Below are 23,508 nucleotides of genomic sequence, written 5' to 3'. Positions count from 1 at the left end.
GACCTCCCGCGGACAAAAGACGCTGGAGGGTGAATGACAAAAGCGCCGCCGGTACGCCATGTCCAGCGACATCGATCTGAAAGAAGGCAAGCGACGTCGCTCCATGCCGCATGATGTTGAAGGTGTCGCCGGCCACGTGGTTCGACGGCAGGAAAAGCCAGTCGTAACGCAGCCCTGGCAGTTCTGCGGGTTGGGGCAGAAGCCTCCGCTGCGCGCGCGCGGCAGCTTCCAAGTCCCGCTCCAGTTGGCTGTGCGCTTCGCGCAGCTGCTTGTTGGCCGACGTCAGCCTCGTATTGCGGCTGGCGAGTTCCCGCTCCAGCTTCAGCACTCGCTCGCCTGCCTTGAGGCGAACCCTAAGCTCGTTGGGATCGGGCGGCTTTGTCAGAAAATCGTCGGCACCGGCCTCCATGCCCTCAACCAGAGCCTTCTCGTCGTCCCGGCCGGTCAGGAGAATGATGTAGACATAGTTCCGGAAAGGCCTTGATCGTACCCGGTGGCAGAGTTCGGCTCCGTCCACATGCGGCATCATCCAGTCGGTCACGACAAGATTGATCTCCGTGTGTTCCAATACCTCCAGTGCTTCCAGCCCATCACTGACAGCGATAACTGTATATCCGATGGCCTCAAGGACAGTCGTCATGATCTGCTGCATCAACAAGTCGTCTTCAGCAAGCAGTACACGAGGCGCCAGGGCAGCGAGAGCATCGATCGGATCCGGTTCGCCGGAGTGTTCAAATCCAAGGATCATGAACCGTGTTTTCCAGATGAACCTTCTTGGCTCTGCAGCGCACCACCAAAGGCACTGCAGGCAGCATCCTCGCAATGACCAAGGGCAGGATGTTCTGGTGAGCCGCCCCCGATCTCAGAATGAACGCCGCCGCGCCAACAGCCGTTCCAATCGATCAGTTTCAGCGGGATCGTTTTGTAGAACTGGTAGACAGAGCCCTAGCCACTGCATCCCATGCGGGCTTCTTCTGCATGGTGTCCGTATAGAGGAGCGGCCTCACCGGCAGGCCGTCGCTACGCGGCCGCGACGTGCTCAGCCAGGTATGGATGTCGCTCAAGCCCCAGGTGATCACCGCGGCAGTGGCAGGCACGGACAGGACGCAGGAGAGAATGGCCTTGTAGGCATCGGCCACCACGGCATCGCGGACAGCGATATCCGCGGGGGCATATTGATCCGAGACATCCAGCTCGGTGACCATGATCTTGAGGCCGAGCGCTGCCACGTCCATGCAGAAGCGGTACAGGATGTTCGGGTCGAAGTTGCGGATCGGTGCCTCGATATGACCTTGCAGGCCCACGGCATGGATCGGCACGCCCCGAGAGACCAGCCGCTCCAGCATCCGCAGCGTAGCCGCACGCTTGGCGTCGCCGCCGCTGGATGCATAGACCAGGCCATAATCGTTGTAGACCAGCATGGCGCCAGGATCGGCAGCAGCAGCCGTCCTGTACGCGATCTCCAGATAGTCTGGTCCGATCATCTGCAGCCAAGGCGTGTTGCGCAGATCGCCCACGCCCGATGGGGTCACGTCGATCGCCTCGTTGACCACATCCCAGGAATGGATCTGGCCCTTGTAACGCCCGACTACATTGGTGATGTGGCTAGCCATCACCTCTTTGGCATTGTCGACCGTCACGGCGCCGGAGAACCAGTCCGGCAGGGCCTCGTGCCAGACCAGCGTGTGGCCGCGAAAGGCCATGCCGTTCTGCTGGGCGAACGCCAAGCGCCGGTCGACGGCGGAGAAGTCGTAGACGCCCTGGGTCTTCTCGATGAACCGCCACTTCATCTCGTATTCCGGCACAACGATGCCGGCATCGGCCACCACGATCTTCCGATATGCCTCGTTCGTCGCGACGAGTGGACCAATAGCGGTGCCGAACAGAATGCCACGCTGCTTGGCGAGCGCCGACAGGGACGTGACCTTGCCAGCGGCGTGAACGACGTTTGGCTGCGCAACAGAGGACAGCGCTGCACCTCCTCCCAGAAAAGCAGTTTGAAGCAGGTCACGCCTATTCAACATGGAATGCTCCTACAACACTGACGGTAACCGTGCGTCTCGCAGAAGCACGCCAATGACTACAGTTAAGTATAGATACCTAGTACCTTCAAAGGCCGGTACCTTGGCACCAATCTTTGCGCTGGAGCCACAAGCCGTTCTTCAAGGTTCAGGAGGGTAAGGATGACCGAGTGCATGTTAAGCCTGCCAAGTCGAACAGGCCGGCTGCACTGTCGCCGCACCTGCATCCTGCTATTGATCGGACTGGCCCTCGCTGCACCAACGCAGCCTGCCTGTGCACAGGACAAGTCCACGGTACAGAAAGCCACTGCTAACGTCCATCCGGAAATATGGCCAAAAGTCGAGCCAGTGCTGTACAACAATGATCTTGAAGTACGTGTGGCAGACCTGCTTCACCGCATGAACCTTGAAGAAAAAGTTGGACAGATCATTCAGGCCGACATCGCCAGCATCACACCCGAAGATCTACATCACTATCCTCTCGGCTCGATCCTGAGTGGCGGCACCTCGGGGCCCAATGGCAACGATTACTCGCCGCCCAAGGACTGGCTGGCACTGGCCGACGCCTTCCATGACGCAAACCGTGCGCGGGGTGGCACCTACATCCCGCTACTTTGGGGAACCGATGCGGTCCATGGCCACAACAACATCATCGGCGCCACCATTTTCCCGCACAGTATTAGCCTTGGAGCTGCGCGCGATCCGGACCTGATGCGTCAGATCGGGCAGGTAACGGCCCGCGAGGTCGCCATCACAGGCGAGGACTGGACCTTTGCCCCGGCCGTATCGGTCGCACGGGACGATCACTGGGGCCGCACCTATGAAAGCTACTCCGAAGATCCCGAGATCGTCGCCCTCTACGCCAGGGCATTTGTCGAAGGGCTGCAAGGACGGGCCGGCAGCCCCGGGTTCCTGCGCAACGGCCATGTGCTGGCGACCGCCAAGCATTTCCTGGGTGATGGCGGCACCCATGGAGGCAAGGATCAGGGCGACGCCAGGGTCTCCGAGGAGGAACTGCGCGACGTGCACAATCCGGGCTATGTGGCGGCCCTGGAAGCCGGCGTGCAGACGGTGATGGCCTCCTACTCGAGCTGGCAGGGCAGGAAGATGCACGGCAACCGTGATCTTCTCACCGGCATCCTGAAGGAGCGCATGGGCTTTGACGGCTTCGTCGTCGGGGACTGGAACGGCCATGCACAGCTTCCGGGCTGCTCGAAGACCAGCTGCCCGCAAGCGGTCAATGCCGGCGTCGACATGCTCATGGCGCCGGACGGGTGGAAGGAGCTGTACGCGAACACGCTGGCGCAGGTGAAGGCCGGCCAGATCGCCATGGATCGGGTGGACGACGCGGTACGGCGGATCCTGCGGGTCAAGCTGCGCGCAGGTCTGATGGAGCTGCCCCGCCCGTCGGAGCGGCCGGAGGCCGGGGAGTTCACGGTGCTGGGCTCGCCGGACCATCGTGCGCTGGCAAGGCGGGCGGTGCGCGAGTCGCTGGTGCTCCTGAAGAACGATGGTGGGCTGCTGCCTCTTTCGCCAAGGCAGCGCGTGCTGGTCGCCGGCAACGGGGCCGATGACATCGGCAAGCAGTCCGGTGGCTGGACCGTGACCTGGCAGGGGACCGGGACCAGGAACGAGAACTTTCCGAACGGCCAGTCCATCTATGCCGGCATCAAGGACGCGGTCGAACGGCACGGCGGTTCTGCCGATCTTGCCGTCGACGGCAGCTACGCGAGCAGGCCCGACGTGGCGATCGTGGTGTTTGGCGAGGATCCCTACGCGGAGACCAAGGGCGACCGGAAGACAACGGCCTACCACGTGCTGAACGGCAAGGACCTGGAACTGTTGCAGCGGCTGAAGTCGGACGGCGTGAAGCTCGTTTCAGTCTTCCTTTCGGGACGTCCTCTCTGGGTCAACCCGGAGATCAACGCTTCCGATGCCTTTGTCGCGGCCTGGCTTCCGGGCACGGAGGGAGGCGGAGTGGCGGACGTGCTGTTCGCCACGGGCGATGGTCGGGTGGCCCATGACTTCCAGGGCAGGCTGTCTTTTTCCTGGCCGAAGGTGCCGGATCAGGTCGTGAACCGTGGTGATCCTTCCTACAACCCGCTGTTCCCCTACGGCTACGGATTGACCTATGCCGAGCCGAAGGAACTCGGCGAACTGGTGGAGAACTGAGCTGGCTCCATTCCTACTGAACCGGCGCGGGTTTGCCATGGCTGTTGGCAGCGGCATCGGGACCGCCTGCTTGGCCGGCAGCAGCCTTGCCAGCGGCGACAATGGGCCTACACACGCGACGCTGACGACCGATACCCCCACCGTCGAGACCCAGTCAGGCAGGGTCCAAGGGTTCCGCCGCAACGGCATCCACAGCTTCAGAGGTCTGCCTTATGCGGCGACCACGGCCGGAGGGGCACGCTTCCGGCCGCCGGCACGCCATCCGGGATGGGGCGGTGTCCGCAGCACGCTGGCTTATGGACCGGTCTGCCCGCAGGCACCCCGATGGCGCAACGACCAGCTCGCCTTCGTCATGGATTGGAACGAAGGCTATCCTGGCGAGGATTGCCTTCACCTCAATATCTGGACGCCGTCCCTGGCAGGCGGCGGCCGTCGGCCGGTGATGGTATGGTTGCATGGCGGCGGCTTCTATGCCGGCTCCAGCTATGAGCTGCCGTCCTACCACGGTGAGAACCTCAGCCGCCGTGGCGACGTAGTGGTGGTCGGCGTGAACCATCGGGTGGGTGCGCTGGGCTATCTCAACCTTGCTCAGCAGGACGACCTCGCCCAGGCAGGCAATGTCGGCATGCTGGATCTGGTCGCGGCACTGGAGTGGATCCGGTCCAACATCCAGGCGTTCGGCGGCGACCCGGACAACGTCACCCTGTTCGGGCAGTCCTCCGGCGGCTGGAAGATCAACACCCTGATGGTCATGCCTGCCGCTCGGGGCCTGTTCCACAAGGCGATCGTCCAGAGCGGCTCACGACTGAAGCTGGGTGAAACGGCGGATACGGCCGCCCTTGCCGACGCGACGCTCGGCGCCCTAGGCCTTGACAAGGCTGACCTGGCAAAACTGCAGGACGTGCCGGCGGTCCAGCTCGTCGAAGCGGGTACGCGTGCGCGCAACGAGCTGGCGGCGGCGCGGTCCGTGCCATCGTCCACGATCAACTGGCAGCCGACCATCGATGGCGATGACATCGTGGATCATCCGTTCGGACCGGCGGCTCCCGCCTGGGCAGCTAGAATCCCGATGATCGTCGGCACGACCATGCATGAGCGGAGTCCCAGCCTTACCGAGCCGGCCCTGGAGGAGATGGCCCTGGAGGATGTGGCCGCACGGCTGCAGCCGCAGCTGGGAGAACGGACGGCGCAGGTGCTGGATGCCTATCGGGCGGCACATCAGTCCGCGAAGCCCGTCGAGCTCATGGCGCTGATCCTCAGCCCGCGGACGGACGCGATCACCCAAGCCAAGCGGCAGTCCCAGGCAGGCGCGCCGGTCCATCTCTACTGGTTCGGCTGGCGGACTCCTGTCCTCGACGGGCGGCCGCGGGCCTTCCATTGCGCCGATCTTCCCTTTGTTTTCGACAATACCGACCTTGCCAACACGGCAACCGGCGGAGGCGAGGCTTCAAAGGCGCTGGCTGCCAGGATGGCCGATGCCTGGGTCGCCTTCGCCCGCCAAGGGGATCCGAACCATGCGGGCCTTCCCAACTGGCCGCGCTTCGAGCCGGATGCCGGACCGGTGATGATCTTCGACGACCAGTGCCGCGCCGCGGATGATCCCGATCGCCGGGAGCGTCAGGTGCTGGAGGCCGCGCTGAAACGCCGGTCAGGCGGTTAGGTCTGCAGGCGCGACCAGATCTCGCGCACTTGGTCAGGCAGCTGCATGACGTCGAACGGCTTGGCGATCACGTCTGCCGCCCCCAGGTCCCGCAGCCGGGCTACTTCGGTCGGGCGGATCTTGGCCGTCATGAAGACGACGGGCAGGTTGGCAAAGTCGGGAGTGGCCCGGATGGCTTCCAGCGTCTGCAGCCCGTCCATGTTCGGCATCATGACGTCGAGCAACACGAGGTCAGGACGTATCTCGGGCAGACGCGCCAGGGCTTCCTGGCCGCTGGTGCAAAGATGCACCTCCATCCCGCCCACCATCTGCAAGGACATCTCGACGATGGAGCGCAGGTCCTCTTCATCGTCCACGTACATGACCCTGTTCAGGACGACCATCTTTCCCCGCCTGGCCTCAGGGCGAACAGCCCACTGCCGCCTGCATCACAACCAGATGAAGGCTCGCAACGTGCCATCACAAAGCGCCTTGGCGGCGCAGCGTGTGCGCCGGCTGCTCTACCAGCTTCAGTTCAAGATGCCATCGGGCTGTGAGCCGGATCTGCCTCCTCCAGGTCCGGCAGCATGGCCACGCGGGGCAACCTGAAGAAGAACTGTGTGCTGCCTGGCCGGCTGGCAAAGCCGATCCGACCGCCATGCCGTTCAACAATCGCCTTGCTGATGCTGAGCCCGAGCCCGGTGCCGCTCTGCTTGCGATTGTCACTGCTGTCGGCCTGCGCAAACTTCTGGAAGATGCGGCTATGGAAGTCCGGTGGAATGCCAGGTCCAGTGTCATGGATCACGGTCCGGACGAAATCGCCCTCCTCGATCACCTCGACCGTCACGTTCGCGTTCTGTCCGGAGAACTTGGCGGCGTTCGAGAGCAGGTTCGCCATGACCTGCATCAGCCGGTCCGGGTCACCGGATACGTAGGAGCTTTCAGGCGCCTGGACGAGGCTGAGCTTCACGCCCTGGCTGATGGCAAAGTTCTGGTTCGTTTCGATGGCGGAACGGATGAGCGGCACCAGATCGAACGTTTGGAAGGAGAAACTAAGCTGGCCGCTCTCGATCCGCTCCACGTCCAGGATGTCGTTGACGAGCAGGAGCAGGCGCTCGGCATTCCGTCGCGCCATGTCCACCAGATAGCGTGCCTGCTGGGAAAGATCCCCGGCACGCGTGTTCAGCAGCAGATCCAATGAGCCGCGGATGGATGTCAGCGGCGTTCGCAGCTCATGGCTGACGGTGGAGATGAACTCGCTCTTCATCCGGTCCACCTTCTTGCGCTCGGTGATGTCGCGGAGCGAAACGGTGAAGACGGAACCGCTGGCCAAAGGCGTTTCGACTAGAGTGGCTTCGATCGGAATGACGCTGCCATCCGAACGTAGGCCCACGATCTCGTGCGGCACCCCCAGAAGACGGTCTCCTTCACTGTCCTGCTTGGCCTTTGCGACGCAGTTCCGGACATCCAGATCCGGCAGGATGGTGGTGACCTGTCTTCCCTTGGTTGTCTCGGGATCTAGGGCGAAGATCCGGGATGCCGCCATGTTCATCGATTCGATGACACCGGTAGAGTGATGAAGCGTCATGATCCCGTCGCTGACGCTGTCGAACATCGCCTGTAACCGGATCTCCCGGTCCCTGATCGCCTGTGTCGTCTGCCGCTCAAGCCTGTCCCTCGCGGCCCGCAGGCGCTGCGTCCACAGCATGTTTGCCCTGGAGGAGCGGAGCGCCTTGGCCATCGCCCCCAGTTCATCGCCGCGGACTGGCTTCGGAACGCTAATGGCGGTATCTCGCTCGGAAAGGCGCCCGATGGCCGTAGTGAGTTCACGGAGCGGCCGAAGGACCCTCTTCTCCAGCGCGAACAGGCAGAACACGACCGCCAGGGCCCCTAGCAGCCCGATGAGCGCCCAGATGAACAAGTTGCGCTTCGCTCTGGCGAGAAGCTCGGCAACCCGTTCATAGGTCTCCTGGGCGGAGACGGTCTGGATCGCGTTGAGCGTATCGATGGCGCCACCGGCCTGATCGAACCACTGCTCGGCGGTGACTGGATAGGGCTGCTGCCGCCGCGCCGCAGAGTAGATCTGCTCGCGCAGCTTCATCAGGTCATTGAAATAGCTTCGTTGGGCCGCCACCACAGAGTCGATGATGGAAGGCGGCATGCCGGCCCGGGCTATATCGCGAACCGTATCCCACGCAAGATCGATGCGGGCGTCAGCCACGGCGACCCTTGCGAACTCCCGGTCCGTCGGCCGCCGGTTCTCGGCCATGGCACCAGCCAGCAGCGCCTGGCCCTGTTCAGCCTGCTCGCCCACGATCCAGCCGAACCGCCGGAGCAACCTGTTGTCCGCGAGGAGCCTGTCGGCCGTGGGCAGTGCCCGAAGCAGCGCGAATCGTAGATCCTGTGAGCTGGCGATGAGATCGGTCACCGCCGAGAACCATTGATCGCCGATATCGTTTGGCCGGTTCGTGCGCGGCAGGGAGAGCAAGCGGTCGATCTGGCTCCGCAGCTTGTCAAGCTCCAGCAGCTTGCTCGCCACGGTAGCGATGGCATCCCGCGGCACGAAAGGTGCGATATCTGGCTCTTTGACGCCCTTGAGTGCGTCCCGGAGCCTGACGTTCGATGTCCTACGCAGATCCTGCAATTCGGCTACCGCGTCCAGGTTGATGGCATCCGGCTTGTGAAGCTCGAGATAGGTCTGTCCGCGCTCACGGGCCAAGGTCGCGGCACTCTGGGTGAGCTCGGATCTGACTCGTTCGGCGATGGCAGAACGCTGTGCCTCGCTCCAGGACCGTCGGGCAGCATTGATGTTCAGCGCCACGCTCACCAGGAGAGCCGTGCCCAAGAACAGGACTAGGGTGCTGAGAATGGTGCGTATCTTCATCGCAAAGCTGGCCACCTTGGCAGCCAGGCACTGCCATTCCCGATCAATGCCGGCGTCCGCCCATCGTGCCAGTACCCATCGGTCCATCCGCTATACGGAGGACACTCCAGGGAAGGGTCGGTCCGCCCGTCCTGCACCCGACGCTCAGGCCGGTGTCAGCAGGCCGACCCGGATCAGCTCCTCGCGGGTCTGCGGGACGGCGGCTTCAAGGTTCTCGACCAGTTCGTCGATGGGCAACCCATCGGTCGCATGATGCTCGATCTCCCGCGCTAGCATGCCGATCCGGGCAAGTCCGAGACTGAGCGAGGTGCCGGCCAGTTGATGGGCACAACGTATTACCGTGGCCGAATCCTCGCGGTTGCCCTGGATCCCGGCGAGCTGGCTGACCGTCGCATTCATGGCGTTCTGCAGGAAGAGCGCCCACTTCGCTTCTCCTGCCAGCCCACGCAATCCCTTGATCCGGCCATGATCGAGGAGCTCGTGCTCTTGTCGTGTAGGAGCAGGAGACGGTTCCGGCGCTGCGGCGGGATCTGGCGCCACTGCCAACATACCCTTCGAAGCCAGTCCACTCAGGGCATCGAACAGATCAAGCCAGCTGATCGGCTTGGTGAGCACGCCGTTCATGCCGGCAGTGAGACAGCGATGCTTCTCGCTCTCCATCACATTGGCTGTGAGCGCGAGGATGGGAACATCACCATGGGGCGGCGGCAGGCTGCGGATCCGTCTGGTGGCCTCGATGCCGTCCATGACCGGCATCTGGACGTCCATCAGGATGACGTCGAAGACCTGTTCTCCTGCCTTCTCGACGGCTTCGGCACCATGGACGGCAAGCGTGAGGTCATGCCCGTGACGGCCGAGGGTTGCCTGAATCAGGTCCCGGTTGATGTCGACATCTTCCACCACCAGCAGCTTTAACATGGGAAGCTCAGAGGGCTTGAGCGTCGATTTTTCCCGCACGGTCACGACATCGCCGGGCTGGAACGGCACCTCGAACCAGAAGGTGCTGCCCTGTCCTGGCATGCTCTCAAAACCGATCGTGCCGCCCATGGCCGTGACCAGCCGCCGACAGATGGCAAGACCAAGTCCGCTACCGCCGTAGCGGCGGGTGGTGGACAGGTCGGCTTGTGTGAAGGCGGTGAACAGCTCGGCCTGACGAGCCTTCGGGATGCCGATCCCGGTGTCTTTGACCTCGAAGCGAAACCTGATCTGGTCGTTCTCGATGCGATGGCAATGGACCTGGAGCCGCACGCCTCCATTGCTCGTGAACTTGAGGCCGTTGCCCACCAGGTTGATCAGGATCTGCCGCAACCGGGTGGGATCACCGCGAACGACAGGTGGGGAATGCTCGTCGAGTTCGAAGCTCAAGGTCAGGCCGCGCTCGACGGCTTGCGGCGCCATGACCGACCGGACCTGCTCCAGGAGGTCGCCTATCGAGAAGTCGAACTCCTCCAGGGTCAGCCCGCCTGCCTCGATTCGCGAGAAGTCGAGAATGTCGTTGATGACGCTCAGCAGGTGCCGACCAGAGGTCCTGATGGCACTGACATAGCTTCGCTGCCTGCCGGTCAGGGTCTCCTCCGCGAGGAGGTCAGCCATGCCTAGCACCCCGGTCATGGGCGTGCGGATCTCGTGGCTCATGGCGGCCAGGAACATGGATTTTGCGCTGTCCGCCGCCTCCGCCTTCTCCCGCGCCACTTGCAGCTCTTCCGCATGCTGCCTTGCGCGTGCCTCGCTTTCCTGGAGCGCGTTCACGCTCCGATGCAGTTCCAGCATGGACGAGACGGCACCGGCGAGTTCGATGAGGGACTCGATGTCACTAGGCTCCAACTTGCGCGGCTTGCTGTCGATCACGCACAGGGTCCCGAGCGCCCGTCCCTCCAGGTCCGGCAGGGGCATGCCGGCATAAAAGCGGATGCCGCCGGGTGCGGTGACCAGCGGGTTGTCGGCAAAGCGAGGATCAAGAGTTGCATCCTCGACCACCAGAGGTTCTGTCGGGAGTAGAAGGGCATAGGCGCAGAACGCCTGGTCGCGCGGCGTCTGGCTGCCTGCGCGCCACCCGACCGCCGACTTGATCCACTGCCGGTCCTTGTCGATCAACGACACCAGAGCGATCGGCACGTCATAGAGACGGGCCGCCAGCCTGGTCATGCGATCGAAGCGCGGGTCCGCTGGCGTATCGAGGATATTGCAGGAGATGAGGGACCGAAGACGCTCGGCCTCATCGCCCGGAATGGGGGCGCCAGGCAAGGGCGGGCTCCTGCGTTCGAGTGTCTGGCCCCGGAGCGATAGCCAAGCAGATGCGTCCGGTCCACATGCTGTATCCGTTCAGGTCGGTCCCTCAGGTCGTCTTGCCAGGAGGCGCTCCAGCACGGCGGAACTGGGGGCACCGGTGACGCGCAAGTCATTGTCCCGCTCGAAGGCTTCGATGGCACCTCGTGTCCGCTGGCCCATCTGGCCGTCGATCGTGCCCGGATCATAACCATTGTCGCGCAGCAGGATCTGCAGCGCGCGGACTGTATCCTCGCTCTCCTCCGCCGCACTTGGCGGGGACGCAGGTACGTTGGCTTTGGTGGCAGGTGGCGCGGCAGTGGATCCGTTTGCGACACGATAGTCGGCGACGAATCGCTCGATGTAATAGGTGAACGTCTCGAGCTCCGCACTGCCGGCGCTGGCAGGACGCGCCACGCCCCCGTCTCCCCACGTTCCCGTCAGCAGATGGATCGAGGTATCCCGGCCCAGAACGACCTCCTGGCGGAGGCTCATCCAGACACGGAATACACAGCCTTTGGCGGCATCGCCCGGCGTGAGGTAAAACTCCATCTGTGGCCGGCCGGGCACCTCGTCGACCTCGTCCTTGCTCAGGAGCCGGATGCCAGCCGTCTCGAACCGGCTCCGCAAGGCCGCCTCCACTTCCCGGCGCAGCTTGCCCTTCAAGGCAGGCGGCTCCATGAGGAAGTCGGTCACCACATGGACACCCTGCAGACCCCGAAGCGAATCGATGGGTTTCTGGAGCTTGGCGGGCGCGATCCGACCGGGCTCGCAGGCAGCCTGGGATCCGGCAGCAGGCAAGGGTTCGCTTCTGCCCGCCGCGGCCTTGGGACGCGCCGGCGGCGTCGATCCGTCGGCAACCGCTGCGCGCGTACCGGCAGCGGGGGGCGTAGGCGCCTTGTCGGCAGATGCAGCCGGAAGGGCCGCTTGCACGGTTCGCAGCACGGGTGCGGCATCCGGCGCCGCTCCAGAAGCCGCACCTGTGGCGACCCTAGCGGCGGCGGGAGGTAACGGCTTGCTGCTCTTCGCTGGTGCAGGGCTGGCCGCGGCCGGCGCCGTGGTGGCGATCTGCGCCTGGGACGCCGGGCCACCTGAAGCCGCAGGGGGAGCGGGAATGGCGACTGCCGCGGCCGCTGGCTTTGACGGCGCAGCCGGAGGGGCAGCCTTGGCTGCCGATGGCGTTGTTCCGGGCGTGGAAGCCGTCGATGGCGCTTGAGCGGGCTTGGCCGCAGCCGAGGCCGTGGCGGCAGGAGCAGGCGGCGGCGCCTTTGCATCCGCAGCAGGTGCTGCCGGCTTTGGCTTCGGCACCTGCCCGAACGGGCGACGCGGATTCGCGTCGAACGCCAGTTCGTCGGCCTGGCCGTTCTCCGCCCATCGGACATAGACCGCGGCGGCTTCCAGCCCATCGATCGGCAGGGCTTGTGTGCCGTTGGCCGGCACGAGCCTGCTCGCCGCGAACAACGTGCCGATCCGATCGGGCCTGGTGATCTCTGCCGTGGTTGCCGCCGGTGCTTCGGCGTCATCCAGGCTGTAGCGCACATCGTTTCCCGCTCCGTTAACCGCAAGGCCCAGCCGGCCGTCCTTGCCGATGGTCAGATGCACGAGGCCGCGTTGACCCTTGCAGTCGACCGGCTCAGCCGTGCAGGTAACTTCCCAATGATCCTGGTCGAGCCGCTCCGTGGGGTCGAAGCGGGCATAGCCGTCGGGGTCGAAACGGTAGAACGATTCGCCCGCCATGCCCTGCTGGTAGGTCGGCCAGCCGATCGGGCCGCGCAGGTATTGCTCGATCTCGGCGGCCCCCTCGGCGAAGGGCTTGGCGGTGTCGAGCACGGCTTGTTGCGCAACAGCTGGAAGCGCCAGCACGCCCGATAGGAAGAGAGAGGCCGGCCAGACCTGCCGCCTCATGGGTTGGCGGCACCAACGGGCGTCATCAGCGGCCCGAATGCACGAAAATGCAGGCTTTCCAGGATCATGGCGTTGGTGTTGGCCGTGATGCTGCCGTTGGTCTCGCCGGTCTCGAAGCGGCCGGTGAACCAGCCCTTGGTCGGGTCGTTGAGCGGAAAGACCTCCTGCAGCAGACTATCGGTGTAGACGCCGGGGAACAGGGCGGACCAGGCGAACACGCTTTTGGTATCCAAGAAGCGCAACTGGTCGAAGCGCTTGCTGTCCGGCGAGAGCACAGCCCAGGGGACCTCGTTGCCCACCACGCAGCCATAGACGAAGTACGGGTCGCCAGGCACATGGCCTTCACTTAGTGCGGTGGGAATGCCGAAGGCCTTCGCACGGGCTTCTTGGGCACGCAGCACCGCCCAGGCGAACGCCCGTGACCGGTCGTCAAAGCCCAATTCCAGCCCCTCCATGATGTAGGGCTCGCTGGTCGTGCAGACGTAGGTGCCAAATCGCTGCTGATCACGCGCGTCAATAGGTACCTGCACACCTGCGGCTTCCACGAAGCGCAAGGTATCCTGGACCTCAAGGGCACGCTGGGCATCCAACCCGGCCATCACCACACCTCGGGCACCATACTCCTCATAACCGAGGCGTCCTTCCTGCACCGGCTGCGGCAGTTCGATGGGCTGACCCATCAGCACCCCGTTCGACACGAGCTGGCCCAGCTTCCAGCCATTCCTGATCTGTGCAATGGCAACCTGGTGTTCCGGATAACCCTGTTCAACGATTTTGAAGCTGATCAGCAGCCGGGCGATGTCGAGAGCCGACCAGCCGATTCCCGTATCTGTCGGGTTGCCGCCATAGTCCGTCATCACGAGGGTGCGGATGTCGTAGGACTTGTTGGGCAGGGCACCCTGGTAGAGGGGCAGCCTGGCGATCGAACCCAGTGCCTTGGTCACTCGATCATTGAAGACAGCCCGGTCGATCAGCCCGATCCGTTCGGCTGACACCAGCGCGTTGAAGTACGACCCCATCTCCCAGGCGGTGATGCCGGGAAAGCTGTCGACCGAACCCGGTAGTCCGGTGTCCGGGTTGGTGTTCTGCTCGAAATACCGCCAGGCTAGCCGGCCCCAGTCCAGCTGGTCGGCTTGCAGTGGCTTGGGTGTGGGCATGGGAGCCGCCGAGCCGGCCTCCAGCAAAGCCCGAAGCTGGGCAGCTATCTTTGCTGGATTGTCTGCCGGCGGAATCCCAACAGGTGCTGCCGTCGGGGTAGCTGCCGACTGGGCTGCGACGGGAGCTGTGGCAGCGGCAGGCGAAGTCGGCGGCGCGCCGGTTGGCGCTGCCACCTTGGCGGCCGCGATTGCCTCCGGTTTCAACCAGTCCGGCTGCTCCGGGAGGTTGCGGCGTTCGCGCATGTCGCCGTCGCGCATGGCAGTGAACCATACCTCGGCGCCGGGCTCGCGGGGCGGCGTCAGGATCTTCCCCTGAGCCTTGTAGAGGAGGGCAGCCAGCAGGATGCCGTTATTGTTGGAGGTGAAGACGTCGATCGGGCCGTCGCCGTTCTCCAGCAGCCCCTCGTAGTAACCGCGCTCTTCGTCGAACAGGTCGGAAATGGCGTTGTAAAGGATGCCCGTATAGTGCGTATCCCACAGCGCCCACATGCCGAACGCCGCCTTGGTCGCGACGGCAGCATAATCAGGCGAATAGTCGCCCCTCGGGCTCACGGTGTTCCAGGCATAGCCTGATGAGAAAATCGTGTCATAGACGAAGAACGGGCCGCCTTGGACATTGTGCTCGCTGCGCGCCGTCATCATCCCGGTGGTCTCGTAGCGGCATTCTTGGACCTTGTAGATCCGGTCGGCGAACTCCGCGCGCCAACCCTCGGTATGGGTGGCATCGTCGGAGCTGAAGTCGCCCGGCAGGTCCCAGTTCATCTCCATGCCGTCCAGGATGTAACCCTCGGTCACCACGTAGTTCTGGGTCTGGAACACCCGGGGGTCGCGGGCATCATAAGGCACGTCGACGCCGCAGATCGGGATGGTCGCCAGCGGCTTGGCCATGCGCGCTGCTGTTGGCTTGAAGCCCCACAGCATGAAGCCCTTGGCGGCATACTCCTCATAGCCCAGCCGGCCCTCCTGCAGATAGACGGTCTCCTTCTTCTTGCCGACCTTGGCGCCGTAGAGCGTGCCGTTCTCGTCGATGACGTTGCTGTAGTTCCAGCGCAGCAGCACGCCGTCGACCGAGTTGCCGAGATAGGGATAGCGGTCCTTCAGGATCCGCATCCAGACCAGGAACCGGCCGATGTCGAGGGCGGAGAAGCCGACCTCGCCGGGCTTGTTGCCATAATCGACCATCTCGCCCGTCTCAGTCTGGTAGACCTTGTTGGGCAATTCGCCGCGAAAGAGCTTCAGCTTCCTGAACGTGCCCAGGAGCTTGTACATCCGCAGGTCGAACTCGCTCTTCGGGATGATGCCGAGCTCGTAAGCGGCGACGGCACCGCTGACATAGGAAGCTGTGTCCCACAGGGTCGTGGAAGGATAGCGACCGACCGCGTTGACGAGCCCGGTCTTCTCCTGGGTGAAGGTGGCAAAGTACTTCCAGGCCCGCCGCGCGATCTCCATCTCCTGAGGGCTGAGCGGGCCACGGCGTGCCTGGTACGGCCGCACATAGGGACCGTCCCCTCCCTCGGCGACCGGCGAGGCAGCTGTGTCGCCTGTGCCGCCCAAGGCTGGTGTTGCCAGACCTTCCTGGGCCAGGACCGTCGGCGGCGCCACGCTGCCAATCATCAAGGCTGTGCTGAGACCTGTAATCAGGAGCAGGGAACGCTTGAACAGCATGGTAGACCGCTTCCTCATGGCTCAGCGCGGCTGTGGAAAGTAAGTAGAGGCCCGAATGCTCGAAAATGCAGGCTTTCCAGAATGATCGCATTGGTGTTGGTGGTGATTGACCCGTTGGCATGACCGTTGGCCTCAAACCGCCCGGTGAACCAGCCTCGAGTTGGGTCGTTCAGCGGAAAGACCTCTGTCAGGAGGCTTGCCGTATAGGAGTTGGGAAACAGCGCTGACCAGCCGAACACACTCTTGGTGTCAAGAAACCGCAGTTGGTCGAAGCGCTCACCCTGGGGCGACAGGACCGCCCAGGGCACATCATTGCCGACCACGCAGCCATACACGAAATAGGGCGCATCTGGAACATGCCCCTCGCTCACCGCCGTAGGAATGCCTGAAGCCTTGGAACGGGCCTCCTGTGCCCGCAGCACCGCCCAGGCAAATGCACGCGAGCGGGTGTCGAGACCTAGTTCCAGCCCCTCCAGCACATAAGGATCACTGGTGGTACAAACGTCGGCGTTGAAGCGCTCTGGATCGCGGCTGTCCACTGGGACCGGTACCCCGGTTACATCAACAAACTCAACTGTATCGGCAACCTCGAGCGCCCGGTAGGCATCGAGCCCAAGCCGCACCAGCCCCTTGGCAGCATACTCCTCGTAACCCAGTCGCCCCTCCTGGACAGGTTCGGGCTCGTCCGGTGTCTTCCCGACCATCGCGCCTGCGGCCAATAGCTGGTCCAATCGCCAGCTGGTCTCGATCTTCGAAATGGCTGCAGCATGGTCTGGGTAACCAATCTGGACGATCTCGAAGGCGATCAGGAGCCGAGCAATATCGAGGGCCGACCAGCCGATGCCGGTATCGGTCGGGTTGCCGTTATAGTCCGTCATCGACAGGGTACGGATGTCGTAGGACTTGTTGGGCAAGGCGCCCTGGTAGAGGGGCAGCCTGGCGATCGAGTCCAACGCCTTGGTCAGGTAGGTGTCGAAAGCCTGCCGGGTGATCAGACCCAGCCGTTCTGCTGAGACCATCGCATTCAGGAACGAGCCAAGTTCCCAGGCAGTCACGCCGAAGAACCGGTCGACTGAGCCTGGCAGCCCGGTTTCCGGATGAATGTTCTGCTCGAAGTAACCCCAGGCCAGCTTTCCCCAGGCCATATGGTCAGCTTGCAGCGGTGCAGGTTCTGATACCGGCGCCGCCGCTGCCGCCGTGAGCAGCGCCTGCATCTGCGCTGTCTGAAAGTTTTGCTCGGGTGGTGCGGCCTGTTCGGCTTCGAGCCCCTCAAGCGCGATAATGATGCCGAAGCTGACGAGCAGGCCCAGCAGGAAGACGATGTGGCCCCTGGCACGATACAGGCCGTCCCGGAACGTCATGAGCTGGCCGTTTCCGTGAAAGCAGTGGACATTCCAGCCGCGCTATCGGCTTCCGGCTCCGTTTCCTGGTAGAGGGCAGCGGTGACGATCGGCAGCATGGCGAGCACGTTGTTCACGCCCCAGAACAGGTTGGCTAGCAGCGCGCCCAGCTTGTAGTCGCGCAGGCCGAACCACCAGCAGACGAAGGCGAAGAGGAGGCTTACCAGCGTCACCGCGATGACCAGGACCTGCGGCCAGACAAGATAAAGGAAGTTGCCTTCCTGACGGTTCTTGGGCGTCACCTTGAACTTGATCTCCTTGCGCAGCAGCGTCGTCCAGATCGCGCGCAGATTGATCGGAAAGAAGTTCAGGTATGCCACCTTCGGCTTGTAGCCTGCGATGTTCCAGGTGCCCACCATCGTCGCCAGCTCATTGACGATCAGGAACGGGAGCAGGTGGACGAAGAAATCGGTCGAGTAGGCCGACACGGGCGCGACGTTGAACAGCAGATAGATGATCGGCGCCAGCAGGAAGACGGTGTTCCAGATTCCGCCCAGGTAGGAATAGAAGGTCGAGCCATACATGATCTTCTGCGGCAGGCTCAGGCCTTTGCGGAAGATCGGGTTCTCGTGGAACAGGATGTCGAGACTGCCACCGGCATAGCGGAACCGCTGCATGGCCCAGGTCAGCAGATCCTGGGGAGAGAGCATCTTCGATTCGACATAAGGATGCTGGACCGACTTCCAGCCTCGCTCGTGGTCGCTGTGCAGGACGATGGAGGTGAAGATGTCTTCCGAGGCATGGAACTTGTAGGGCGTCACCTCGACGGCCATCGCCGCTTCCTGGCGGATCAGTTCCTCGACCACAGGATCCAGGGTGGTCTCATCCAGGAGCTTGCGGGTCTGGTTGATCGTGTCGGTCGACTCGTTCTCGATCGCGAGCGCATAGCTCCGGAGCGCCGCTTCCATGACCGCCTCGCGCCGGTGGATCGACCCGGCACCACAGCAGAACGCGGCGTTCGCCCAGTTTCGACGCCGAAGGATGATGTCGTAGAAGAGCTGGGGATCGTTGACGAAAGGATCCTGCCCGACCTGCACCGGCCCGACGACCCGCTCGACGGCCCGACCGAGCGCCCGCCCCGGCTTGCCCAGATAGCGCCCCAGCACGGCCGACAGAGGCCGGCCGTCGGGCAGATCGAAGAACCACTGGGGCGTCTGCACCCAGGCCATCTTCGGGTCCCGGAAGTAGCCAAGCGTTCGTTCAAGGATGGTCGGGAAAGGCCGCGTGTCGGCGTCACAGATGACGATGAAATCGCCGCCCGTCTGCTCGATAGCGTTCCTCAGATTGCCGGCCTTGTACCCGATATTGCTCGGCCGGGTGATGTAGTTGACGCCTTCCTCGCGGGCGACCGCAGCCATGGCTGAACGCTTGCCGTCATCCAGAACATGAATATGGATATCGATGGGGTGAGGGTAGCGGATCCGCTTGGCGTCCTGGATGCCCAGCCGGACGAGTTCCGGATCCTCGTTGTAGGTCGCGAAGAACACATCGACGACAAGCGGGCGATCAGGCCCGTCCGGGTCGCCAACACATTCGGCAATGCGCGCTGGAGGTGGGAGAATAGGTGGATCGCTCGTCTTCCACAAATTTATTGTAAATAAAATCAGACCGAAATAAGCAAGGGTTTCAGCCAAGGCGACGGGGATGGAGAACCACAAGGCGTCTGTATTCAGGGACGCCAGCCAGCGCCAGCCAATGTACCATCCGCCTAGACCAAGAGATATGGTCGCAAGAAACTGCCACAACATCTCTCGCGTATCTGAGTGCGGCACTGGAGGAGGTGGTGTCCGGTCTTCATAGCGCGTGAAGTAGAACGTCATATTAAATCACTTTATATGCGCATCATCATCATGATGAACCTGGCGAAATCCAACTCTTCTGTGGACATCGCCCTGGTTCTTCCCCCTGACAAGAACCAGATAGTGCCTGTTCCGTCTGTGGCGAGAGGGCAATGGCCAATCGGACTTCGGAAGCCTCCCGTTTCGTCTGGCTGGACACGCTGAGGCTGCTTGCGGGCATCTGCATCGTCGCCGTGCATTCGACGTCGGATCCCAGCGGCAATCCGTTCCCTGCCTACCCCATCGGGGAGCGGATCGCGCCCATCCTGTTTCGATCGGTCGTCTACATCGCGCGGACCGAGCTGTTCCTCGTGATCTCACTCTTCCTGCTGCTCATGGCGCTGGACCGGCGCCCCCGCCCCTATGACACCGTTATCAAGGACCAGGCTCGACGCCTCCTGGTGCCGTTCGCCTTCTGGGTCGTGTTCTATGCCTTCTACCGTCTGATCAAAGCCAGCTACTTTGGCTATGCGCCGGCTCTGCTGGGCGAACTCGGAGACCCCTGGAGCTGGGTCGGCTATTTCCTGCTCGGGAACGTGCAGTACCACATGCACTTCCTGCCGACCTTGTTCGGCATGATCCTGTTGTTCCCGGCCTATGTCCTGGCGGTGCGGCAGCCAATTCTCGGCGTGATGGTGCTCGTCTTCCTGGCTGCCAAGCTGGTCCTGGACCAGTGGCTCTACGGCACGTTCGCCGGGACGCCCTACCTCGACTACCTCGTCCGTGTCGCGAAGATCCTGACCTATGGCGGCTACGGGATCGTGGCCGCCAGCTTCTACGGGATCCTCAAGCGGGACTTCGACGCAAATACCGGGCGCCAGATCTTCGGGGTGGTGCTCCTGCTTGCGGCCTCGCTGTTCATGGTGAAGCTGGTCTACGCCTACCAGATCATCCGGACGGGCACCTGGGCCTACAACTTCACGCCGGGCTTTTGGGCCGACTATCTGATGCCGCCGCTCCTGTTCCTAGGGATCATGTCGCTGCGGCACAAGCCATTCCCGCCGATCTTCTCGCAGCTGGCGCCGTTCAGCTTCGGCATCTACCTGATGCACCCAATCATGATGGACCTTGTCGAGATCATGATCGCACCGTGGGACCTGAGGCCCTGGCAGATGGCCAGCGTGAAGTTCTCCCTGGTGCTCGCCAGCACCCTGCTCCTGGTCATGATGGTCTCCCGGATCCCGTTACTGTCCTGGACCATCGGTCTCGCCCGGACCAGCCGTCCAGCGCCACCCAGGCCTCAGGCGCCTGTTCCGGCTGCGAGTACGGGCGGCTGAGGATAGCTCCTTCTTCCTGCCAGGAAGATGGAGAGCTGCTCAGTAGCGGAAGCTCCGGCACCAGCGCAGGGCAGCCTCGTAGATCGGCCAGTTCGGGGGGGACGCCTGCCCCGGGCTCGGCCAGTCGCTGCCGGATGGTACATGGCCAAGCTCGGCCATATCAGTCCGCATCATCGCCAGCACATATTCGGCGTCTGCGTATGCTCCTGTGGTGATCAGCGTGGCCAGGAGGCGCGAGAATCTTCCGTGATCGTGTAGGACATCGATAGAAACAGAGTAGGTCATCTGAGAAACCAAGAGCGAGGGATCATCGCGATCATCCCAGATGGAAGACAGTGCTGCTCAACCCTGGTTCCCGCTACTCGTGTGCCCGTGCGGCTGAAGGATGTGGTATCTGCTTAGGTAAGCTGCACTTGAGTGTGCCTATTGCGGCGGTTCCCACCGACAGTGCAAGCTAGCAAGCGATTTGATGAAGATCGCGATCCCTCGGGCAAATAGGTCTTGATATCGACAGCAGGCCGTATCTTCATTCGCAGCGTCGTCGGCATCAGCAAGACGCTGACGGGCTTGCGACATCCTTGATGGGACATCTATTGTGTTCATGTCCACCATCTATCGCTGAAACTAATGCGCACTTTTAAGCTTTTTTTTGTTTCGGCTATCCTCCTGATCCTGTCAGGTTGTGATTCTATATTCGATACTTGTGGCACGCCGCCTGAAGGCTGGGCTTACCTGGGCAACGGCCAGCCCTTGCCGATGCTCGAGACCATTCCTGCGGGCTTGCGCATCGTCACGCTGGGTTCATCGAGTACCGAGGGTATCGGCGCTACCGTCCCGGCCAAGAACTACCCGTTTCAGCTTCAGCGGGTTCTCGACCGTCGCTTTCCGGACGAGCACATTGAGGTCATCAACAGCGGCGTCGCTGGAGAGGTGGTAGCTGACAATCTGGTCCGCCTGGACCGTGACGTCCTCTCGCTTACGCCGGACCTGGTGATCTGGCAGCTCGGCACCAACGACACGATCTATGTGCGTGATGCCGTCACGGTCATGGAGCAAGTGCAAGTCGGTATCACGCGCATCCAGAACAGTGGTGCCCGACTGGCCCTCCTGTCCCTCCAGCCAGTTGCAGACGAGGCCAGGGGCAAGCCCATGATAGAGATGAACAACGCCCTGCGTGCCATCGCCCTGAAAAACAATGTTCCGTTCCTCGATCGGCACTACCTGATGTCCTGGTGGATCAGTTCAGGCAGCCTTTATGAGGATGAAGTCGTGGGGGCCGATCAGCTTCATATGACCGATCGCAGCTATGAATGCCTGGGGATCCGCATGGCGGACGTGATCCCTGGGTTGGCTGAAGGCCTGGTGCCAAGGCCAAGAGCAACCATGCCGGCTGCACCGTGAGCTATGCGCCCGACCAGGGTTGCCTGCGTCCTGTTCCACATGCCGTACCGGCCACTGCCAGCACGATCAGCCTGTCACTGCACGTTGATCGAGTTCGGCTTCTAAGCGCTCTGGGTGCTGTGAAGAGATCGTTGTTGTTGCTTACCGCTGCGATGGTCCTTTCTGCCTGCGGCCACCAGGTAGCAGCGCCAAGTTTCACCGACGATGGCCGTTCTAGCCCATCTCAATGGCAAAGCACTTGCGTCGACAGCGCCGCCATCAAGAGATTCTGCTTCCCAGCTTACACCATTACCTACAGTAATGTGTATGGCTGCACGCAGTCTGCTAGGATCATTGTAACCGACGATAATATATCCTTATCGGGGGATATCTACCCGGGCCGTCACGGTGATGTGGAAATCGATGATAATCCGACGATCGACATGCCGTGGAACTATAATGCAGGAAGCGCGCGGGTTGCTGTCACGCCTGAGACTTATCAGCAGATCATGGCCGGGCAGACCATGATCATCAGGTTTACCGAGTGGCCAGTCGGCATCGGGCATGAGATCCCCCTACCGCTGACCACGCTCAAGCCCCTGCTGCAATCGGTAGAGCGGCCGCTCTACGCCGCACCCAGCTCGTCGTCAGGATCCCGTCTGGACCGAACCGATAACGTGCCGCCCGTTGTCCGTTAGGAGCGTCATGGCAACATGCTCTCCGCATTGAACAGGAATGGCACCGGCCCCGACTCAGCCACCGTCATGAGGGTTCGGTTCAACACTGGGCGCCGGGCGTCATAATTGGCCAACTGAACAGACAAGCTGCATCTAGGCTAGTTTCTAATTCAAGGCTGGAATCCGTAGCCTTTCAGAGGCTTGCCCCTCGAAGACCCATCAATGCGGCATGCCGATGCACGGTCTCGGCGATAGCCAGAGGTGGAGCAGCACACAATCTGGCAATGCGCAGGCACCTGCTGTGTCTGTCCACCGCTGCCAGTGGGTGATGGCGCTGGCTGTGTCAGCGCCGCTGTCGGTAGCTCGACGTCGATCATGATGGCCTGACCATGAGAATCCGCCGTTGCGTCGGCACGATCAAGCTGACGTCATGTTCTTCCCGGCGGCGGAACAATCCCGGAGGACCATCCTGATGAACATGCTTCGCTGTCTGGTTCTGGCAGGCGGCCTTGTCCTTGCGGGCTGTGCCGCGGTGCAGGTGCCAGATCATCCAGGTGCGATTGCCTCGATCCATGACTATTATGCTGCCAATGCCTGGGAAGATGGGGCTCGTTGTGTGTCACCATCCATGGATGTGACCCAGACCAAGGTGCTCGACGATACGCCCGATCGCCTGGTCGTCGAGACCCGCTACTACTGGCGGGATGACCGGCGGATGTCGGATGCCGGCGCGGATCTTTGTTCAGGCTTCGCCACCAGGACCTTCACCCTCTCCCAAGGCAGGGTTGTCGCGATGACGGGAGAGCAGCGGCGGTGAGAAGGCATCAGCCCGAAGCCAGATGCAGACGAACGAACTGCCACCCTTGTGACCTATCCCGGATCACGATCGTGCTGCCATGCTTCTCCGCCGCTCCTGCAGCTTAGGCAAACGGTGCGTGACAGCGCCGCTTCTGGTGGCGATGACAAGCTACAATGGCGTCTTCCCTACCGGCCTACGACGCGGGGCCGGAAGAACACGTCATCGGGATCCTCCTCCTGCGGTGGTGGCGGCACGCTGATCCTGGCGCGCTCGGCCGGGTTCAGCCCGAGCAGGCCGCCCAGCTTGTTGAGCGCCGACAGCTGCGCGCCGGTCATCGCCGCCAGGTCCTGGCGCTCCAGCGCCTTCAGGCGAACAAACGTCTCCAGCGCCATCCGGTCCGGTGCCCGCAGCCACGCCCCTGCCAATGCT

17 protein-coding genes are annotated in these 23,508 nt (G+C 62.7%); 6 read left to right on the top strand and 11 right to left on the bottom strand.

All coding sequences use genetic code 11. The features are described from left to right. A partial coding sequence (locus VHL31_RS10305; RefSeq protein ID WP_329661121.1) for a response regulator occupies positions 1 to 748 on the bottom strand: 748 nt, incomplete at its 3' end. A gap of 160 nt (positions 749 to 908) precedes the next feature. Continuing rightward, positions 909 to 2,024 (bottom strand): endo-1,4-beta-xylanase, encoded by a 1,116-nt coding sequence (locus VHL31_RS10300; protein WP_329661120.1) that lies wholly within the window; start codon positions 2,022 to 2,024, stop codon positions 909 to 911. 396 nt (positions 2,025 to 2,420) lie between these two features. Here VHL31_RS10300 and VHL31_RS10295 point away from each other — a divergent pair, with 396 nt between their 5' ends. Together VHL31_RS10295 and VHL31_RS10290 are read left to right on the top strand one after the other, a co-directional pair. Beyond that, on the top strand, positions 2,421 to 4,193 hold the full coding sequence (locus VHL31_RS10295; RefSeq protein WP_329661119.1) for a glycoside hydrolase family 3 protein: 1,773 nt from the start codon (positions 2,421 to 2,423) through the stop codon (positions 4,191 to 4,193). Positions 4,194 to 4,263: 70 nt separating this feature from the next. Further along, on the top strand, positions 4,264 to 5,853 hold the full coding sequence (locus VHL31_RS10290) for a carboxylesterase/lipase family protein (RefSeq protein ID WP_329661118.1): 1,590 nt from the start codon (positions 4,264 to 4,266) through the stop codon (positions 5,851 to 5,853). Here VHL31_RS10290 and VHL31_RS10285 read toward each other — a convergent pair. From VHL31_RS10285 to VHL31_RS10255, 7 genes are all read right to left on the bottom strand, one after another. Further along, positions 5,850 to 6,236 (bottom strand): response regulator, encoded by a 387-nt coding sequence (locus VHL31_RS10285; RefSeq protein WP_329661117.1) that lies wholly within the window; start codon positions 6,234 to 6,236, stop codon positions 5,850 to 5,852. The two genes, VHL31_RS10290 and VHL31_RS10285, sit on opposite strands and share 4 nt — an antisense overlap. Positions 6,237 to 6,367: 131 nt before the next feature. Next, positions 6,368 to 8,716, bottom strand: a complete 2,349-nt coding sequence (locus VHL31_RS10280; RefSeq protein ID WP_329661116.1) for an ATP-binding protein — start codon at positions 8,714 to 8,716, stop codon at positions 6,368 to 6,370. Between the two features lie 144 nt (positions 8,717 to 8,860). After that, complete coding sequence (locus VHL31_RS10275) at positions 8,861 to 10,960, bottom strand: GAF domain-containing hybrid sensor histidine kinase/response regulator (RefSeq protein ID WP_329661115.1); 2,100 nt, start codon at positions 10,958 to 10,960, stop codon at positions 8,861 to 8,863. Positions 10,961 to 11,038: 78 nt separating this feature from the next. Then, complete coding sequence (locus tag VHL31_RS10270; RefSeq protein WP_329661114.1) at positions 11,039 to 12,811, bottom strand: peptidoglycan-binding domain-containing protein; 1,773 nt, start codon at positions 12,809 to 12,811, stop codon at positions 11,039 to 11,041. 71 nt (positions 12,812 to 12,882) lie between these two features. Beyond that, entirely contained in the window at positions 12,883 to 15,708 is a 2,826-nt protein-coding gene (locus tag VHL31_RS10265) for a DUF3131 domain-containing protein (RefSeq protein ID WP_329661113.1), read from the bottom strand. 14 nt (positions 15,709 to 15,722) lie between these two features. Further along, positions 15,723 to 17,069 (bottom strand): DUF3131 domain-containing protein, encoded by a 1,347-nt coding sequence (locus VHL31_RS10260; protein WP_329661112.1) that lies wholly within the window; start codon positions 17,067 to 17,069, stop codon positions 15,723 to 15,725. Further along, the gene (locus VHL31_RS10255) at positions 17,066 to 18,928 is read right to left on the bottom strand and encodes a glycosyltransferase (protein WP_414653693.1); all 1,863 of its coding nucleotides are present in this window, start codon (positions 18,926 to 18,928) and stop codon (positions 17,066 to 17,068) included. The genes VHL31_RS10260 and VHL31_RS10255 overlap by 4 nt, the downstream gene beginning before the upstream one ends. A gap of 131 nt (positions 18,929 to 19,059) precedes the next feature. On the opposite strand from VHL31_RS10255, the gene VHL31_RS10250 reads away from it, so the two are divergent. Further along, a complete protein-coding gene (locus VHL31_RS10250; RefSeq protein WP_329661110.1) occupies positions 19,060 to 20,223 on the top strand; it encodes an acyltransferase in 1,164 nt (387 codons plus the stop codon). Between the two features lie 39 nt (positions 20,224 to 20,262). Here VHL31_RS10250 and VHL31_RS10245 read toward each other — a convergent pair whose 3' ends face one another. Next, entirely contained in the window at positions 20,263 to 20,397 is a 135-nt protein-coding gene (locus tag VHL31_RS10245) for a hypothetical protein (protein WP_329661109.1), read from the bottom strand. A gap of 453 nt (positions 20,398 to 20,850) precedes the next feature. Here VHL31_RS10245 and VHL31_RS10240 point away from each other — a divergent pair, with 453 nt between their 5' ends. From VHL31_RS10240 to VHL31_RS10230, 3 genes are all read left to right on the top strand, one after another. After that, positions 20,851 to 21,624 carry an SGNH/GDSL hydrolase family protein gene (locus VHL31_RS10240; RefSeq protein ID WP_329661108.1) on the top strand — a complete coding sequence of 258 codons (774 nt, stop codon included), beginning with the start codon at positions 20,851 to 20,853 and terminating at the stop codon, positions 21,622 to 21,624. Beyond that, positions 21,621 to 22,301: a hypothetical protein gene (locus VHL31_RS10235; RefSeq protein ID WP_329661107.1), complete on the top strand. Its 681-nt coding sequence runs from the start codon at positions 21,621 to 21,623 to the stop codon at positions 22,299 to 22,301. The genes VHL31_RS10240 and VHL31_RS10235 overlap by 4 nt, the downstream gene beginning before the upstream one ends. Positions 22,302 to 22,752: 451 nt before the next feature. Then, positions 22,753 to 23,097: a hypothetical protein gene (locus tag VHL31_RS10230; RefSeq protein WP_329661106.1), complete on the top strand. Its 345-nt coding sequence runs from the start codon at positions 22,753 to 22,755 to the stop codon at positions 23,095 to 23,097. A 167-nt stretch (positions 23,098 to 23,264) separates the two neighbouring features. Here VHL31_RS10230 and VHL31_RS10225 read toward each other — a convergent pair. Beyond that, positions 23,265 to 23,508 (bottom strand): hypothetical protein (locus tag VHL31_RS10225; RefSeq protein WP_329661105.1); only part of this gene is annotated, 244 nt, incomplete at its 5' end.

Source organism: Geminicoccus sp. (genome assembly GCF_036263595.1).
Taxonomy (GTDB): Bacteria; Pseudomonadota; Alphaproteobacteria; order Geminicoccales; family Geminicoccaceae; genus Geminicoccus.
This window is presented reverse-complemented; position numbering and strand designations above follow the sequence as displayed.